The organism is Paenibacillus sp. FSL H7-0703 (assembly GCF_038003485.1).
Lineage (GTDB): Bacteria > Bacillota > Bacilli > Paenibacillales > Paenibacillaceae > Paenibacillus > Paenibacillus polymyxa_B.
In genome coordinates this window covers 1,593,663-1,610,473 of sequence record NZ_JBBOPF010000001.1, presented here as the reverse complement: position 1 = coordinate 1,610,473, position 16,811 = coordinate 1,593,663, and the positions used below count along the sequence as shown (strand labels likewise).

The window sequence follows — 16,811 nt, the reverse complement described above, 5'->3', positions numbered from 1 at the left end:
TTTTTGAAAAAGCAGAGAGACCTGTCACAAAAAATAGGTCAATTCTGAAATCAATCTGCATAGGTATGTATTACACTTTTTTTTAAGGGGATTGCATCATATCCTGAAAGGCGTGACGAGTGTAGCCATAATCATCAGGAGTGGAGGATAGTCATTACGCAGTCATGGGAGGAACCGAGCATGAATATTTTTGAACGCGTTGCGGAGTACCGGGCGGAAAACAACCGTCTGGCCTGGAGCGGCACTTTTAGAGAGTATATTGAGATACTCAAGAAAGACCCGACGCCGGCGATGACAGCTCATGCACGGGTTTACAAGATGATTGAATCTTTTGGTGTAGAAGAGGTTGGGGGACATAAGCGATACAAATTTTTTGAGCAGGAGATCTTTGGACTGGATCGAGCGCTGGAAAAGTTGGTGGAGGAATATTTCCATTCCTCAGCCAGGCGGCTTGATGTTCGCAAGCGTATCCTTCTTTTGATGGGACCCGTCAGTGGGGGGAAATCGACACTGGTCACGTTGCTAAAACGTGGTCTGGAGAAATTTTCAAGAACGGATCAGGGAGCCGTATACGCGATTGAAGGCTGCCCCATGCACGAGGACCCGCTTCATCTGATTCCCCATGAGCTGCGTCCCGATTTTGAAAAGGAGCTGGGTGTACGGATTGAAGGTAATCTCTGCCCATCCTGCCAGATGAGATTGCGCACGGAATTTGATGGTGATATTGAAAAGGTCCGCGTGGAGCGGGTATTTATATCGGAAGAAAACCGGATTGGTATTGGTACGTTCAGCCCTTCTGATCCGAAGTCACAGGATATTGCTGATTTGACGGGCAGCATCGACTTTTCCACGATTACAGAGTATGGTTCGGAATCTGATCCGCGTGCGTATCGGTTTGACGGAGAATTGAACAAAGCGAATCGTGGACTGATGGAGTTTCAGGAAATGCTGAAATGCGATGAGAAGTTTTTGTGGAATTTGCTTTCTCTGACCCAAGAGGGAAATTTTAAGGCTGGGCGGTTTGCGCTCATCAGTGCAGATGAACTGATCGTGGCTCACACCAATGAATCCGAGTATAAAAGCTTTATTGCAAACAAAAAGAACGAGGCGTTGCAATCACGGATGATTGTAATGCCGATTCCTTATAACCTGAAAGTATCTGAGGAAGAAAAGATTTACGCCAAGCTCATTGATCAAAGTGATATGAGACATATCCACATTGCGCCTCATGCGCTGAGAACGGCTGCCATTTTCTCCGTGCTTACCCGCTTGAAGGAGACGAAGAAACAGGGGATGGATCTGGTCAAAAAGATGCGCATGTATGACGGTGAAGAGGTCGAAGGATACAAGGAAGCCGATCTGAAGGAAATGCAAAGTGAGTTTCTGGAGGAAGGTATGTCCGGGGTAGACCCGCGGTACGTCATAAATCGTATTTCTAGTGCATTGATTAAGCAAAATGTGGAATCCATCAATGCCCTTGACATTTTACGAGCAATTAAGGATGGTCTGGATCAACATGCCTCCATCACAAAGGAAGAACGGGAGCGCTATCTGAATTTCATTTCCGTGGCTCGTAAGGAATATGACGAATTGGCGAAAAAAGAAGTGCAGAAGGCCTTTGTCTACTCTTTCGAGGAATCAGCCAAGACGCTGTTTGACAACTATTTGGATAACATCGAAGCTTTTTGCAATTGGGCGAAAATTCGCGATCCGCTCACAGATGAGGAACTCGACCCGGATGAGCGGCTCATGCGCTCTATTGAGGAGCAAATCGGGGTATCGGAAAATGCGAAAAAAGCGTTCCGTGAAGAAATATTAATCCGTATTTCCGCGTATTCTCGCAAGGGACGAAAGTTTGAGTATCATCATCATGATCGGCTGCGAGAAGCCATTGAGAAGAAGCTGTTTGCCGATTTGAAGGATATTGTGAAGATTACGACTTCAACCAAAACGCCTGACGCTAATCAGCTCAAACGGATGAATGAGGTGATTAAGCGACTGATTGAGGAGCACGGCTACACAGGAGCCAGCGCCAACGATCTGTTAAGGTATGTAGGTAGCCTCCTGAATCGGTAAGACGAATAATAAACAAGTACAGTATGGTGAAACCATAGGTTGATCTGGATGGTGTCATACGGTTGTGAGGTATCCGATGAACGTGTTTCGTAGAGGGAATTCGGCAAGCACAGGGGATTTCAGGTGCTGCCGGATTCTTTTTTTGTATCATTAAGCAGTTGAGTTTATATATAATTTTTCTGAAATTGCTATGAAAAAAATCATAATCAATCTTCTGCTTTTTTAACATTTTCTAAAAAGTTGCCGATAAATATGGTAATGTAAAATCTATGTAAACTATTATTTGGAGGAACTTATGATTCATGTCGCGGAAAGTAGATTAAAACAGATACAATATATTGGTATTACTGATGATGATTTGGCTTTATTGCATCATTATCAGGGACTATTCCAATCTATTGTGAATGAGGTGGTCGATCGGTTTTATGAGCATGTAGAAAAGGTTCCGCATCTTATGTCGATTATTTCCAAATGGTCGAATATTGAACGACTAAAACAAACACAACGTGAATACTGGCTTTCTCTCGCAGATGGAAAAATAGATGATCAGTTTATCGAACACCGTCTTTTTGTGGGGCAGGTACATTCCCGAATCGGATTGTCTTCCGATTATTATTTAGGCACGTACATTGCTTATCTTGATATTGCAGTCGACATTTTAAAGCGTTCGGGGATAGAGGATTGGTTTTCTATTGTGCATGCTCTTTCCAAAATGTTCAACCTGGATTCCCAGCTTGTACTGGAAGCTTATCAGGAAAAGGAAAAGGAACAAATCAACGAGCTGGCCGACGAACAAACGCAGGTGCTGACCGTTGTGTCCCGAATTGCGCAAAATTTGACCGGGATGATTGCTGAGCTTAGGGAAAATACGGATAATATCGCGGAGAGTGCCTGCAACACTGCTTCTTCGCAGGAACATACAGAGGAATTGGTACAGCATTTGAGTGACGAGATTAAGCATATTGAGCAGATGAGCGGTACGATCCGGGAACTGTCCGATCAGACTCATCTGCTGGGACTGAATGCGGCGATTGAGGCTGCCCATGCGCAGGAAGCAGGGCGCGGGTTTCAAATTGTGGCACAGGAGGTGCGAAAGCTTGCATCTAATTCGAAGCAAGCACAGGAGCAAATTCAGCGCAAGGTGCTGGATATTGCCCGTATGCTTGACAGTGTGCAATCTGAAACAGCTGTCACAACAGCCAGTGCCCGGCAACAGGCTTCCAGCTCAGAGGAATTGGCTTCGTTCACAAAGCTGATCGAAAACATGGTGAAGGAATTGGAAATGCTGCAGCACTCCTCGGAAATGCTAAAGGTGTAAGATGTGGCTTGAAGGCTATCCTTACGTTGGAGGCTTCACTATTGTAACGATTCAGTCATAGATTTTTTCCATTCTATATGAGCCGCAAGTACTCTTTTCCATAACTCGTCCCGTTCCTGGCGACTGTAGTTAACGAGCGGCTCGCCAAATACATCTGCCAACACTTCCAGCCACTGCGACTTCTTATCCAGTTCTATTTTTTCCAAACTGTGTAGCCCGCGTCTTTTCCAAATACATCCTCTGAGTTCATTCGCCTCTAATGCTTGCCTTTGCCGAATCAGAAACAGGTTAAACCATGGAGATTCCGCTGAGCGGCTATAGAAATGATGTTTCGGCATAAATTCTTCCAAATCCTGAACAACCGCAGGGGCAAAATCAACGCCAACAAATGAAGCAAGCGAGTCATGCTCTAAGCGCCAACCTTTTGTAACAACCCCGGATTCCATGACTTTATAATGAAGAGGGGCTTGTTCATAAGTCCCCATACGGAGTGGAAGAGGCTCATATGGCATATCGCCCAGCCCGACATCAACAATCCATACTTCATCTTCTTGCTGCTCATTTAGCAAGTTCACTGTTAGTCCAAGATGAAATGAATTAATGCGTGGTTCAGCTCCCAGAGGTTGTACCCCGGCACGATGCAGAGAAACTTTGTACCCTAGTGAATATAGTAGTGCACTAAATGCACCATTCAGATGGAAACAATAACCACTTCTCCCATGTAGAATGAGTTGAACGGATTCTTGAAAACCAATGGCTGCCGGCTTCCTTGCAAAAATGTCCAATGTTTGCCATGAAAGATGTTTTACATGAGCCTTATGCAGCTCAACTAGATAGGAAAAGGTAGGAGGCTGAATTTCGGGAATTCCGATTCTGTTTAAATAAGCTTTTATTTCTTCTTTTGTCATGGTGTACATGTACAATCACCTCTATTGTTAGTTTCCCAAATTCTCTTCTCGAAACCATTAAGCATTGAGTCTTAGCATCATTGTAGAAGGGGGAAGTGCTGTTTACAATGCTATAAATTTTTGGTTGTACCGGTACAGTCAGCAATTCGATTGGCTTTAGCGGCATGCGCTTTTCCCGTAGTTGGTTGTCAGAACACAAAAAAACAGACCGTTTTATCGGGTCTGTTTTTTTGTTTAGTTCCAAGCTGACAGATTATAAGAGTGATCTAAGTTCACGTCGGTATTTGTTCAAATGCGCGAACGACGGAATGACTCGCTTGGCAGAACGGAAGCCGCCTATTCTGATATTGCGGACCACATGATAGGGAGAGATCAATAGTGCGTGAAGCAGATGCAAATCATGGGTGCTCAATGGACGATATCGTTGATAGTAATCTATCGCGCGCAGCATCTTTGTCCCATTCCAAAGACAATTCCGATGAAGAAGATGGGAGAGATCTTTCATCCTTACATGTAGGGAGCAATTTTCAAAGTCGATCATATGGATTTTGAGCTGTTTGTCTTTAATCAGATTGGGATAATTATAGTCGCCGTGTATAAATGCGGCGGCTTTTTGCTCCTGAGCAATGGCTTCTCTAACTTTGGGCTGCTGTAGGCGATGGGACACTTCCTCACAAAGAGCTACGAGATGTGCTGTGCCTCTGTATGGGATGAGGCGTTTTTTGTATCCATCTATTTCATCGCTCAAGCCTTCATAACGGATTCTGGATGGCGGAGCTTCAGTGACAGGAAAGCCCACGGCACTGGAATGGAATTTGGCTAAAGTAGCAATTCCCTTTTTGAAGTCTATTCTTTTTGTGAATTCTGGTCTGAGTCCATGAACCCAATTGGTTAATGTATACGAAACACCTTCATAGGTCATGTAAGCCGCTTGTTGTACTGTTGGATAGACCTTTTGGCTGCGTGTAAACCCGCGCTCATCCAAGTAGGACAAGACACGTGTAATAAAACGGATCTCTTCTTCCGGGAATTTGTAGGGTTTTAAGCAATAAGTCGTATTAGCGGTCTCAATCTTGTGAATGTCCTTCATTTGACGGGTACGCTGAATTTTGATTCCGTACATCTGCTCAACGTTCGATAAAATCGACATTTTGATCCTCACTTTCTTTTATACATGAGCCCACTCCTGCAAAATATGGATGATTTGTAATCGAAGAGGCCACGACTGATCCCAATTGTCCAGGATTTCGCGATCTCTTGAACGATTCGGGTGTCGGGAAGCATGCCAGGCTTCTCGTGGTAGTTTATATAAAGCTGTGACAATCTTCCGTTCTGTACGGCTTAGTGGTTTGCTCTTTTGGTATCCCTTCAGCAAGGATTGCACAAATTCAGGATTGAATTGAGTCGTATTCATAAGGGCCTTTGCCAAATCAGCATAGACTGAGCCGATCTTAACCCGATCCCAATCAATGATTTTGAGATGACCGTCATCCGAAATAATGACATTCGGGGTAGTGATATCACTGTGTATCAAGGAGGGATGACGATGTTCCATCCGAAGCAGCCTTATAATGGATGCGTCCTGCAAATCCTTCCATGCTCGCCTGGATAAACGTTTGCAGTCTTCGCCGTGAGCATTGTACCAGTTGCGGTACGTTTTATCATGGTGACTGGTTTTTGTCATTTTTTTTTGAAAAAGACGATCCTGGTTTTTCCATATCCGCAATTGTTGAATGGTCGGAGGGGATTTTCCTTTATCCATCTGATGCAAGCCGGTGGAGGTGGCGTGAAGTGTAGCAAGTGCCCGCCCCAGTTTTTCGAAATCTTCAGCGGTCTCCAGTCCCCGTCCTTTGATCCACTGACTTACATAAAATGGCGTCCCCTGATATAGAGTCCATAACTTACCGGAATGAGTGGGGAGCCATGCGGGCATGTAAGTATACTTTCTCTTTTTCAAAAGCCTGATATGGCTCGCAGCTCGTTCCATCTGTTGAATCGTATTTGAACGGACCATCTTTGTACGACTAAAGGGCTTTAGTGCATAAGTTCCTTTTTTCGTTTTCACCTTGATCACTGCATTTTTTCGGTATAATGATGAGACTAAGCTTGATTTTAACGGGATCAGGCCGAAACGACGGGTGATTTTGCGAATCTGTGCTTTAGTATAGGATTTCGCCATAAGAACCTCACTTGACTTTGGATTGAAGAAAAAAGGTAATCCTCTGTTAGTTATCAGTCTATTCATGAAGAAATAATAGGTGCAGTTTTATGGAGCCATCTTCGTTCTTTTCCTGTGTCACATTGGTCAAAAAAACGGAGCAGCGAAAGTTCGCTGCTCCGTTTTAATTAGCTCTGTATTTAGTTACCCTAATTATGACCTGGGTAATTAATATTCGTTGTCATCATCATCGTCTGTATCCACGATTGCGCCAGATGATGCATGGATATCAAGCTCAACGGTTCCTTCGTTGGTGAGTACCTTTACCTCGTAGATGAATTGTCCATCTTCCTTATCCAATTTAGAAGACAAAAGGGTACTCCCGGGCACGTGCTTAAGCGCGATTTGTCCAGCCTGCTTTTCAGTCAGGGTGATGTGATTTGGCTTGTTAAGGGAGGACTCGTTATTAGAGTCATGATCAAGCTCAGAATGGGAACGGATGGTTTTCCCGGTATGAGCATCAATATCTATATCCCAATCTTTATCCCCTTGCTGGAGATCCACCTCATAGTAGACTTTTCCGTTCTTGCGCTCCAGTTCGATATCTTCAACTTGTGCATTATTCCCCACAGCCTTCTTGGCAATGTTGGCAGCGGCGGTCGCTCCAATAAGGCCCGTAGGTTTAGCGGCCCATACGGCATTCGCTGAGACACCCGTAACCGTAACTCCAAGCAGAACCGTAGCTGCCATAATTCCTAATGTATAGTTTTTTTTCATTACATTGTTCCTCCTTGTGCTATAAGCATGAATACAGCTTATCTCTTAAACATGAGAGGAACATAATAGAATCATGAGAAAACCATGAGAAAACATGAGCTGAGATGATCATGAAGTCGTCATGATTCGTCGTGCTCCTGTTTTGCTTTTTCCCACGTTATAGAGTCGATAGAGCCCGATACTGCATTGATCTGTACCACTGCTTCACGCCCATTTTTCACCTCAACCTCAACCAGATAATAGAGGCCTTTGTCGTTGCGGTGAAGCTCAATATCATCGGATGTTCCGTTAACTGCTTTGGCAGCAAGCTTGGCTGCTTCTTTCTCTGTAATAACGAGAGAAACCGGGTCAGGTTTATTAGCTGGATTCGATGTGTCTCTGGTTGGTGAGTTACCGGGATTGTGGTCTTGGGGCTCATGCTTCACATCTGTATAAGCCTGTGTCCGCTTAATGGAGTCGATGACACCGTCATAGGCATTGGCTTTTATATCGTACTTCCCTTTGGCGCGTTCCAGCCTGATCAGATAAAAATCACCCAAGCGTTGGGATTCGAGCACCTCGCCGGGATACTGATGCAAAACGGATTGGATGACGGCCTTTTCTTCCAATGGAGAAGCTGCTAACGACCGTGCCCAAGGCCACTGTAAAAGACAAATTGTAATCAATACAGCCGCCAGCGTACCCCCAATCATCCACACATAGATGGCTTTCATCGTTATTCCCTCCTTTGGCTTATTATTTTGGAACGGTAGGGAGGATGATCGTTGCCGTTGTTCCGCTCCCCTCTACACTTTCTAGCCCAATTTGAGCATGTATAGCTTGTGCAATTCCTGTAGCCAATGATAAGCCTAGTCCAGTCCCACCTTCCTCGCGGCTTCTGGCTTCATCCACACGATAGAAGCGGTCGAATACTTTAGATAACTTTTCTTCCGGGATTCCAATTCCTTGATCTGTGATTCTTATGCGGGGTTGAACTGTATCGCCTATCGTATCAATCATCAGGTGTATCGGCTCGTCACTGTATTTGCGTGCATTATCCAAAAAGATAAATAGGAGCTGCTTCAGCTTATTTTCATCGGTATAGCCAATGCAGTCTGCCTGTACATCCAGTTGAATTTGTCGGGCGAACGCATTTTCAAATGTAGCCTTTAATTCTGTCGCTATTCTGGTCAGGCGTACAGGCTCCAGCACGACATTCCACTGTTCTTCGTTTCTGGCTAACAGAAGAAGCTGCTCTGCCATGTCCTTCATTCGGATCGCCTCGGAATGGATCGCTTCAACGGATTCGGCAAAAATCTTGGGATGCTGCAACCCCCGTCGTTTGAGCAGGCTGGCATAACTTTCAATAATGGTGAGCGGCGTCTTCAATTCATGGGACGCATTAGATACAAATTGTTCTTGCCTGACGAAATTTCGCTCTAGCAGTTCAATCATGTCATTAAATGTTTCACCCATTTCGACCAGTTCGTCGCGTGATGATGAATGGAGCGGAAGACGTTTAAATTTCCCGCTGCGCTGAATTTCTTTCATCGTGCTAATCATAGATGTAATTGGACGTGTAATCAGTCTGCCGAGCAGTCTTCCCGATACCACGACAGGAATGAGCGCAATTCCAGTGACAGCAACAAGTACGATTCTGAGTACCTGTAGCGTCTGCATCGTCGGTTGCAGACTTTCGGTCACCTGGAGATTGACAACCTCGCCATTGGTCCAAATCATGGGGAGCGATACAAGAATGTAACGGTTGCTTTCATAGGTAATGATGCGAACCTGCCGTGTTTCATCAAAAACGCCCTTCATCAAGCTAAGAGATTGCTCGGAAGAAGAGGTGATAGGGGGAAGAAAGTCGCCTTCTGGTTTCATTAGCCGAAGCATGCCATCCAGCGGTACATAGGCTCGGAGAAGATCCTCAGCGGCTACGGATACCGGAGCACGTTGAATCCCACGAATCATGTTTTCTGCTGCGGCCTCTACCTGGTCTTTTCGACTGTCTATCGAAAGTTGGCTGAATAGGAAATAGACTGAGAAGTTAATGGCCACAAGTAAAATCCCGAATAATAACGAGGTATACGTATGGATTTTGTTTTGTAGCTTCATAAAGATTCCTTCAGAACATAACCAATTCCGCGTACAGTATGGATCAGCTCAGGGAGCTGGCGCGTAGGGTCGATTTTATTGCGCACGTAGCGAATATACACATCGACCACATTGGTATCGCCCATATAATCTATGCCCCATACATTCTCCAGTAATTGTTCACGGCTAAGTACCTGCCGCTGGTGTCTGAGTAAATGAACGAGCAAGTCAAACTCTCGCGGTGTAAGCTCAATGTTGTGCTCTCCCCGAAGAACTTCACGAGTACCTTCATGGAGACGTAAATCCCCGGCACTAAGCCATTTATCTACCACTTGTGGAGCCATGTCTTTCGTTGCACCCACTCTGAGTGCGGCCCGTACACGTGCAAGCAGCTCTTCGATCACAAACGGTTTGGTAACATAATCATTGGCTCCCAAATCGAGTCCCTCGACCTTATCTGCAATGGAACTTTTAGCCGTCAGCAAAATGACAGGAACGTTCGCATCATGCTTGCGAATCCTCCGAAGTAGCTCGATGCCATTGAGACCGGGAATCATAATATCCAACAACACTAGGTCCCAATTGCCTTTGCAATACGTCTCCAGCCCATCAATTCCGTTTTTTTCTTTACATACTTGATAGCCTTCAAATTGAAGTTCGATCTCTAGAAGCCGGGCAATCTTTTCTTCGTCTTCTACGATCAAAATAGATTGTTTCATGATCATGCCCTCCTGTAGGCGAATAGCCGATACGGAAGTATTTTAGCATATACGGACACGTAAGACACTTCAAAGCGCAGGGCAGTGAGGGAAGAGATATTTATACTGCGTTATATTTCTTGACACTAAAAAGGGGTAAAATGTAATGATAGCGCTATGATTTTGTTTTTTTATCCTTTATGCACAACAAATAAGCCTTTGTTTTGGTCAGAATGAACATTGTTTATGTTAGGAAAGTTGCAGTAATATAAGTTAAAACTATTCACCAGAACCGAAATAAGGGCAGACCGCGGGCTTGCCCTTTGTCGCCAGGAGCGTAAAATAAAATGAAGCGAAAGCAGGGGTTCAAAATGCATAAGCTTGGTATGATTACGATTGGGCAAGCTCCTCGGTCAGATGTGGCCCCTATCGTAGAAAGGGCGTTGGAAGGACGGGCAGAGCTGGTACAGGCCGGTGCGCTGGATGGGCTCTCATTGGACTATATACAACAGCATCTATCACCGTCACCGGGAGAATATGTTTTAACCTCGCGCTTGACGACCGGGGAGTCGGTGGTCATTTCACGCGAAAAAATCCAGCCGCTGCTCCAGGAAAAAATCACACATTTGGAGGAGCAAGGCATACGTACGATTTTGCTACTCTGTACCGGTGTGTTTCCTGGATTACATACCCAAAGAGCTTTTCTAATTGAGCCAGATCAAGTGCTTCCTCCTGTACTAAAGGCCATGTCCAGCGGAAGAAGACTGGGTCTCATTGGACCGCTCGAAGAACAGAAGAATAACCTCAAGCTTAAATTCAGTCCTTATGGATTGAATCCAGAGTTTGCGGCGGTCTCGCCTTACAGTGGCAGTGAGGAAGAATTTTGCCGAGCAGCCGGACAATTCAAGAATCAAGCCGATCTGATCGTGCTGGATTGCATGGGCTATACGGAAACGCATCGAGAGCTGGCGGCGCATTACTCAGGGATTCCCGTTGTATTGTCCAATGCCTTGATTGGCAAACTGGTATCGGAAATGGTGTAAGGAGCTAAAATTGGAGGTAAGAACTATGAGTCAACAACGTATTGAAATCAGTAAAAATGTATTGCAAAAATGTTTGGGACTTACCGCTGGGGAGACGCTTCTGGTCGTAACCGACGATGATAAAAAAGAATTGGGCGAGTCCATATATGAGGCTGGCAAGGCACTGGGGGCAGAAGCAGCTATTTTGACGATGAAGGTTCGTTCCAAATCGGGCGAGGAGCCACCGGCCCCTGTTGCCGAAGCCATGCTTCGCTCCAACGTTGTTGTGTGTGTCACCCGGTATTCGCTGACACATACAAGTGCCCGTAAGCAGGCCGCAGCTGCTGGAGCACGCCTGGCGACCATGCCTGGCATGACAGACGATATGTTCATGAATGGAGCAATCGCTGCTGATTATCCGAAGGTCAAGGCGCTGACCGAAGAGGTAACCGCATTGCTGACTGCTGCCAAGCAGGTACGGATTGAAAAGGATGGATATAGCTTGAACTTTACCATAGAAGGGCGCAACGGCGTTCCCAGCACAGGTATGTATTTGAATCCTGGCGAATCGGGCAACCTGCCTTCCGGTGAAGCGTATATTGCTCCGCTAGAAGGAACGGCACAGGGTCAGATTGTGGTGGACGGTTCTATAGCGGGAATCGGTGCCTTAAAAGAGCCGCTGCTGCTGACGGTGCAAAATGGCAGATTGATCGCCGCAGAAGGGGAAGCCGGACAGTCCCTGCTGGATATGCTCGGTGAAGGCGATGGTAGAATGCTGGCCGAATTTGGTATTGGAACGAATGATAAAGCCCGCATTACAGGTGTTGTATTAGAGGACGAGAAAGTATATGGCACGATTCATGTCGCTTTTGGCAGCAATAATACCTTCGGGGGAACTGTCGCTGCGGGTGTACATATTGACGGAGTCGTACAAAAACCGGATGTATATCTGGATGATCGTCTGATGATGAAGGCTGGTCAGTTGCTAGAGAGATAAAAGGGAGGAAGTTATCATGCTTGGAATGATCAGAGTGCTTACCATGCAGGACAAAGCAGCTATCGACCTTCACGGCCGGGTCATTGAGCAGCGCTACGGGCTGCCTGTCACCAGTGTATGTATCCCTGATCAGCCGAAAGGAATCTACGATGATATCACAGACCGGGAAGCGGTGCCTAAAATTGTGCTTGCGGCGCAACAACTCGTTGAACAAGGCTGTACGTCTATCGGTATTAGCTGCGCGGCTGATCCGGCGCTAGAGGAAACTCGTCAAGCTGTATCTGTACCTGTATACGGGGCGGGGTCTTGTGCGGCACTCTTGGCTCTGACATCGGCCAGCCGTGTAGGCGTGCTGACCATTTTGGAGGAGGCTCCGCCGCTGATTCGCCACATTTTGGGCAATTCCTATATCGGTACAGAGCGTCCCATAGGTGTGCAGACGACACTGGACTTGAACACTCCACAAGGTAAAGAGGCGGCTATGGCAGCAGCGTTGCGGCTTCAGGAGAAGGGAGCTGAGGTAATCGTACTTGCCTGCACAGGTTTTGTAACGATGAACTTTGCGCCAGAGCTGGAGCGTACACTGGGTATTCGGGCTATTGATCCGATTGTGGCGTTGGGTGCAGCCGTGTCGGTACGCTAGCAGTTGCTTCGTGTGGAGAACAAGCAGGATAGTTCTTAAACCTCATTATAAATAGTTGAATATTAAAATAAGCCGCCTTTTCCAGAAAAGGGCGGTTTATTTAGGTTCCATTGAGCTCCTAAAGATAGGAATGGGCTGGTGTGGATAGACTTGACCAAGCGGTAAAAGGTTTTGTTTTGTACACTTTTTTGGTACACTATCCTGAAAATTAGATGAAGTAAGGATTTTGCAAAATAAATAGCAGGGTGGTCTGTCTTTATGAAAATACCGGGTGTAACAGTTCAAGAGCTCATGGCAATACCCGTGTTGAAGGAGGCGAAGGTATTAAGCGGAGAACAGGGGCTAAGCCGGGTTGTCCGGTTTATTGACATTATGGAAGTCCCTGACCTGAAAGGCTGGGTACGGGAAGGTGTATTGTTGATGACAACGGCTTATTCGATCCGTCATGAGCCTGAGGTATTGTGCCAAATTATTCAATTACTGCATCAGGGCGGAGCGGCGGCGCTTGTGATCAAGCCTACCCGCTTTCTCACGGGAATTCCCCACAGTGCGCTGGAAGAAAGCAATGCCTGCGGCCTTCCTGTGATTGAGATTCCAGCCGATATTCCCTATACGGATATTACGCAGCGTGTCATGGATATGGTGTTGAACCGACAGGCAGAGCTGCTGCGACGTTCGGAAGAAATCTATCGAACGTTAACGACGATGGTGCTGGAGAACAGTGGCATACAGGCTGTAAGTGATAATATAGCAGAGCTTTTTAAAGCTCCGGTTGCTTTGATTGATAATGGAGGTCAAGCCATTGTCACTTCACCACAAGAATGGGACTGGACGATGGTACAAGGTGCTCGTCATTTTCCCATTAGCGTAGATAAACGTACAGTTGCCAAGTTGGTCATTGCCCGCAATGAGCTGGATGATATGGAGCAGGTTGGTATTGAGCAGGCACGGCTGGTGATGGCGTTGGAACTCATGCGTGAAAAGGCGGTAGAAGATACGGAAAGCCGACTACGGGGGAACTTTATAGATGAGCTAATGACACCTCCGTTGCCGTTGCGGCATGAGGTTGAGCGGAGAGGTCGTCAATTGGGATTTAACCCGGAATATGACTGGGAGGTGGCTGTACTGGAAAGTGCTGCGGCTCCGCCAGAAGAGATTCTTTCTGGGTTATTGAGTACGGAATCGACCCGACGGCGTGTGGTGTCTCATATTGAGTTTCGTTCAAATCGTGCGATATTATTTCTGCCAATTCTTCAGCCGAATGATCACCAGAACGTACCTGGCTCTGATCAGGAAATGTCCTGGAGTGATACGCTGAAAAACTGGTCGACTGAAAAGGCCTGGGGTACCGCCGATTATTATTTAGGCATCGGAAGTGCCAAAAAGTTATGGGAGCTGCTGCAAAGCTACAATGAAGCACGTCGTGCCATTACTGTAGCCCAGCGGCTGTATCCTGATCAACGTGTATGCAAATACAGCGATATAGAGTTGCACTATATGCTTGGAGAAGCGATGGACAAAGAGGAATTTTCAAATGTGTTTGAACGCAAGCTGGGGAGACTTCAGCAATATGATCGCTCACATGGCAGTGACTTACTCAAAACGTTATTTTATTATTTGGAAAACAGGGGTAGTCTGGTAGATACAGCCAATTATCTTTTTATACATCGTAACTCAGTAAAATACAGATTGGAACGAATACGTGATATGACGGATTTTGATCTTAACGATCCACGTGAGCAGTTTATATGCCATACATGTCTGATTCATTATTATTTGCGAGAACATAGGTAGCTGGAACGTTTTTTTATGCAGGGAGGGCAGGACATGGATAAAAAAATACTGATAGCGGACGATGAGGCGAGCATTCGAAATGCGCTGGCGTATGCATTAAAGCGAGAGGGTTTTTTGGTGGAAACAGCCGTTGACGGGGAGGACGCCTTGGAAAAAGTGCGTTTGTTCCATCCAGATGTGCTCATACTGGATGTGATGATGCCCAAACTGGGTGGATATGAGGTGTGCCGCCGTTTGGAAAATCGGAAGGGCATCGGTATTTTACTGCTGACGGCCAAAAACGATATCGTTGATAAGGTACTCGGGCTGGAGCTGGGTGCGGACGATTTTATGAGCAAACCGTTTGACCTGAGGGAGCTGCTCGCTCGTATTAAAGCATTGGTACGGAGACTGGAGCGAGAAGGAGCGCCTGCCCCGGAAGGAACAGAAGTGGTCCTCGGCCCATTACGGGTACGTCCGTCCAGCCGAACAGCTGAACTTGGAGCCATAGCGCTGGATCTGACCCCCAAGGAGTTTGATGTGCTGGCGCTGTTGGTGTCTCATGCCGGGAGGGTATATACACGGGACGAGCTGCTGGAGCAGGTATGGAGCTTCGATTATGTGGGCGGAACGCGTACGGTGGATATTCATATCCAGCGTTTGCGCAAGAAGCTTGAGCCACACCAGGCGATATTGCAGACCGTGTATGGTATCGGCTATAAGGCAGAGAGAATGACGTGAACGAACATCATTCACTCCATCAGCAAGGAAGCTTGCGGTCCACCGACCAACAGAAGCGCAAACGCAAACCTACAGGCTTGAGCCTGCGTTGGAAATTTCCGCTGGTACTGGCGGCTTTGCTGCTGTTTACTGTGGGTGTGCTGAGCTGGCTCGTGCTTACTGGTATTCGCGCTAACCAGACAGATCAAATGGAACGCAGCTTAAAGCGTCAGGCCGAAATTGTAGAAATGCGTGTAAAACAGTCTTACCTGTTGGGAGTGCGCCAATCACCGGAAGACTTTATGAAGAAGCAGGCACCTCAACTCGCAGTGGAACTGGGCGTATCCAGTAATATGCGTGTTATTTTATATGATGGTCAGGGGCATGAGGTTGGCAATTCTCTACCGCTGGCTTTTAGAACAGATGTCAGCCAGGCGCTCTCCTATGCGATCCAAGGCAAAATTGCGTATATTACGGAAGGAAGCGCAATCACTTATTTGGCTCCGCTTCAAGGTCCAGACGGCTTACTGGGAGTGGTACAGCTTCACAGCTCAACAGAAGCGCAGCAGCAGTTCTACCGGGCCATTGCCCACTTGTTTCTATGGACGGGGGGTGCGGTGCTGGTATTGAGCTTTATTTTGGGCTTAGGGTATGTCAGCCGCCAGACGAGAGACATCGGACGACTGACTCGGGCTTCCGAACAGATATCGGCAGGGCATTATCCAGAAGCCAGACTGCTGCGGCGGCAGGATGAACTGGGAAGACTGGATGAAGGAATACTCCAGATGAGTCATGTGATCCGGAAGAGCATTACCGCGCTGGAAAACGAAAAGCTCCGGCTGGAAGAAGCGGTTCAGCGCTTGAGAGAGCTAGAGCAGCAGCAAAAATCTTTTATTGGAAATATAAGCCATGAACTAAAGACCCCATTAACCTCTATTCAAGCTTATGCTGATTTACTGGATATGTATGGGGACGACCCTGAACTGCTGCGTGAAGCAAGAGAAAGTATCAGTAAGGAAACAAAACGGCTATACGAGCTTGTCGAGGACTCGCTGCGGCTATCTGTGCTGGATAAATATGATTTTGAATTGCATACGGAGGCTGTGGAACTGCATTCGTTACTGGAAGATGCGGGGAGCCGTATTCGAGGGAAAGCGGCGGCGCGTGGACTGAATTTTTCAATAGATACCGTTCCTACCCAGGTGTGGGGAGACCCTAAGCATCTGATGCATATTATATTGAATTTGCTAGATAATGCAGTGAAGTACAATCGGGATGGTGGATGGATTACGTTATCGAATCGGGTAGAACAGGACACTGTGATGGTGTATATACGTAATTCCGGTCCATGGATTCCCAGGGAGAAATGGGACATGATTTTTGAGCCGTTCGCTACCTTAAGCCGTGATCGTTCTCGTCAGGACAGCGGTACGGGACTCGGTCTTCCTCTGGCACGCAGACTGGCAGAGCGTATGGGGGGAGAGTTGCAGCTTACAGCTTCAGATCATAGTGGGTTGGAAAATGGCAACGGCCATACGAATGTAAGTGGGAATGAATTTTCGCTTAGACTCCCCCTCTTGGTTCACGATGGCTCCCTGTTAACGGCCGATTGTTAGCACAGGGCTAGATAGAATGATGTTTTGTT

At 46.6% G+C, this 16,811-nt stretch carries 15 protein-coding genes; 8 read left to right on the top strand and 7 right to left on the bottom strand.

Annotated features, from left to right (window positions below; all coding sequences use genetic code 11):
* Positions 1-180: 180 nt before the first annotated feature.
* Both MHB46_RS06720 and MHB46_RS06715 read left to right on the top strand, forming a co-directional pair.
* Positions 181-2,076: a PrkA family serine protein kinase gene (locus MHB46_RS06720; protein WP_165176125.1), complete on the top strand. Its 1,896-nt coding sequence runs from the start codon at positions 181-183 to the stop codon at positions 2,074-2,076.
* A gap of 295 nt (positions 2,077-2,371) precedes the next feature.
* Complete coding sequence (locus MHB46_RS06715; RefSeq protein WP_061831409.1) at positions 2,372-3,394, top strand: globin-coupled sensor protein; 1,023 nt, start codon at positions 2,372-2,374, stop codon at positions 3,392-3,394.
* A gap of 38 nt (positions 3,395-3,432) precedes the next feature.
* On the opposite strand, the gene MHB46_RS06710 is transcribed toward MHB46_RS06715, so the two are convergent.
* From MHB46_RS06710 to MHB46_RS06680, 7 genes are all read right to left on the bottom strand, one after another.
* Positions 3,433-4,311, bottom strand: a complete 879-nt coding sequence (locus MHB46_RS06710) for an arylamine N-acetyltransferase family protein (protein WP_341161914.1) — start codon at positions 4,309-4,311, stop codon at positions 3,433-3,435.
* 244 nt (positions 4,312-4,555) lie between these two features.
* Entirely contained in the window at positions 4,556-5,452 is an 897-nt protein-coding gene (locus MHB46_RS06705) for an aminoglycoside phosphotransferase family protein (RefSeq protein WP_341161913.1), read from the bottom strand.
* 18 nt (positions 5,453-5,470) lie between these two features.
* The gene (locus MHB46_RS06700; protein ID WP_341161912.1) at positions 5,471-6,481 is read right to left on the bottom strand and encodes an aminoglycoside phosphotransferase family protein; all 1,011 of its coding nucleotides are present in this window, start codon (positions 6,479-6,481) and stop codon (positions 5,471-5,473) included.
* Between the two features lie 207 nt (positions 6,482-6,688).
* Positions 6,689-7,237, bottom strand: coding sequence for a PepSY domain-containing protein (locus MHB46_RS06695; protein ID WP_341161911.1), 549 nt, complete (start codon positions 7,235-7,237; stop codon positions 6,689-6,691).
* Positions 7,238-7,356: 119 nt separating this feature from the next.
* Positions 7,357-7,950 carry a PepSY domain-containing protein gene (locus MHB46_RS06690; RefSeq protein WP_341161910.1) on the bottom strand — a complete coding sequence of 198 codons (594 nt, stop codon included), beginning with the start codon at positions 7,948-7,950 and terminating at the stop codon, positions 7,357-7,359.
* A gap of 22 nt (positions 7,951-7,972) precedes the next feature.
* Positions 7,973-9,334: a sensor histidine kinase gene (locus MHB46_RS06685; protein WP_341161909.1), complete on the bottom strand. Its 1,362-nt coding sequence runs from the start codon at positions 9,332-9,334 to the stop codon at positions 7,973-7,975.
* The gene (locus MHB46_RS06680) at positions 9,331-10,032 is read right to left on the bottom strand and encodes a response regulator transcription factor (RefSeq protein ID WP_076294949.1); all 702 of its coding nucleotides are present in this window, start codon (positions 10,030-10,032) and stop codon (positions 9,331-9,333) included. The genes MHB46_RS06685 and MHB46_RS06680 overlap by 4 nt, the downstream gene beginning before the upstream one ends.
* Before the next feature lie 326 nt (positions 10,033-10,358).
* Here MHB46_RS06680 and MHB46_RS06675 point away from each other — a divergent pair, with 326 nt between their 5' ends.
* From MHB46_RS06675 to MHB46_RS06650, 6 genes are all read left to right on the top strand, one after another.
* Positions 10,359-11,054 carry an AroM family protein gene (locus tag MHB46_RS06675; RefSeq protein ID WP_341161908.1) on the top strand — a complete coding sequence of 232 codons (696 nt, stop codon included), beginning with the start codon at positions 10,359-10,361 and terminating at the stop codon, positions 11,052-11,054.
* 25 nt (positions 11,055-11,079) lie between these two features.
* A complete protein-coding gene (locus MHB46_RS06670) occupies positions 11,080-12,030 on the top strand; it encodes an aminopeptidase (RefSeq protein WP_341161907.1) in 951 nt (316 codons plus the stop codon).
* A gap of 16 nt (positions 12,031-12,046) precedes the next feature.
* Positions 12,047-12,673: an aspartate/glutamate racemase family protein gene (locus MHB46_RS06665; protein ID WP_322162719.1), complete on the top strand. Its 627-nt coding sequence runs from the start codon at positions 12,047-12,049 to the stop codon at positions 12,671-12,673.
* A gap of 258 nt (positions 12,674-12,931) precedes the next feature.
* Positions 12,932-14,467 carry a PucR family transcriptional regulator gene (locus tag MHB46_RS06660; protein ID WP_341161906.1) on the top strand — a complete coding sequence of 512 codons (1,536 nt, stop codon included), beginning with the start codon at positions 12,932-12,934 and terminating at the stop codon, positions 14,465-14,467.
* Positions 14,468-14,500: 33 nt separating this feature from the next.
* Complete coding sequence (locus tag MHB46_RS06655) at positions 14,501-15,187, top strand: response regulator transcription factor (protein ID WP_341161905.1); 687 nt, start codon at positions 14,501-14,503, stop codon at positions 15,185-15,187.
* A complete protein-coding gene (locus MHB46_RS06650; RefSeq protein ID WP_341161904.1) occupies positions 15,184-16,782 on the top strand; it encodes a sensor histidine kinase in 1,599 nt (532 codons plus the stop codon). Before MHB46_RS06655 ends, MHB46_RS06650 begins: the two co-directional genes overlap by 4 nt.
* Positions 16,783-16,811: the final 29 nt, after the last annotated feature.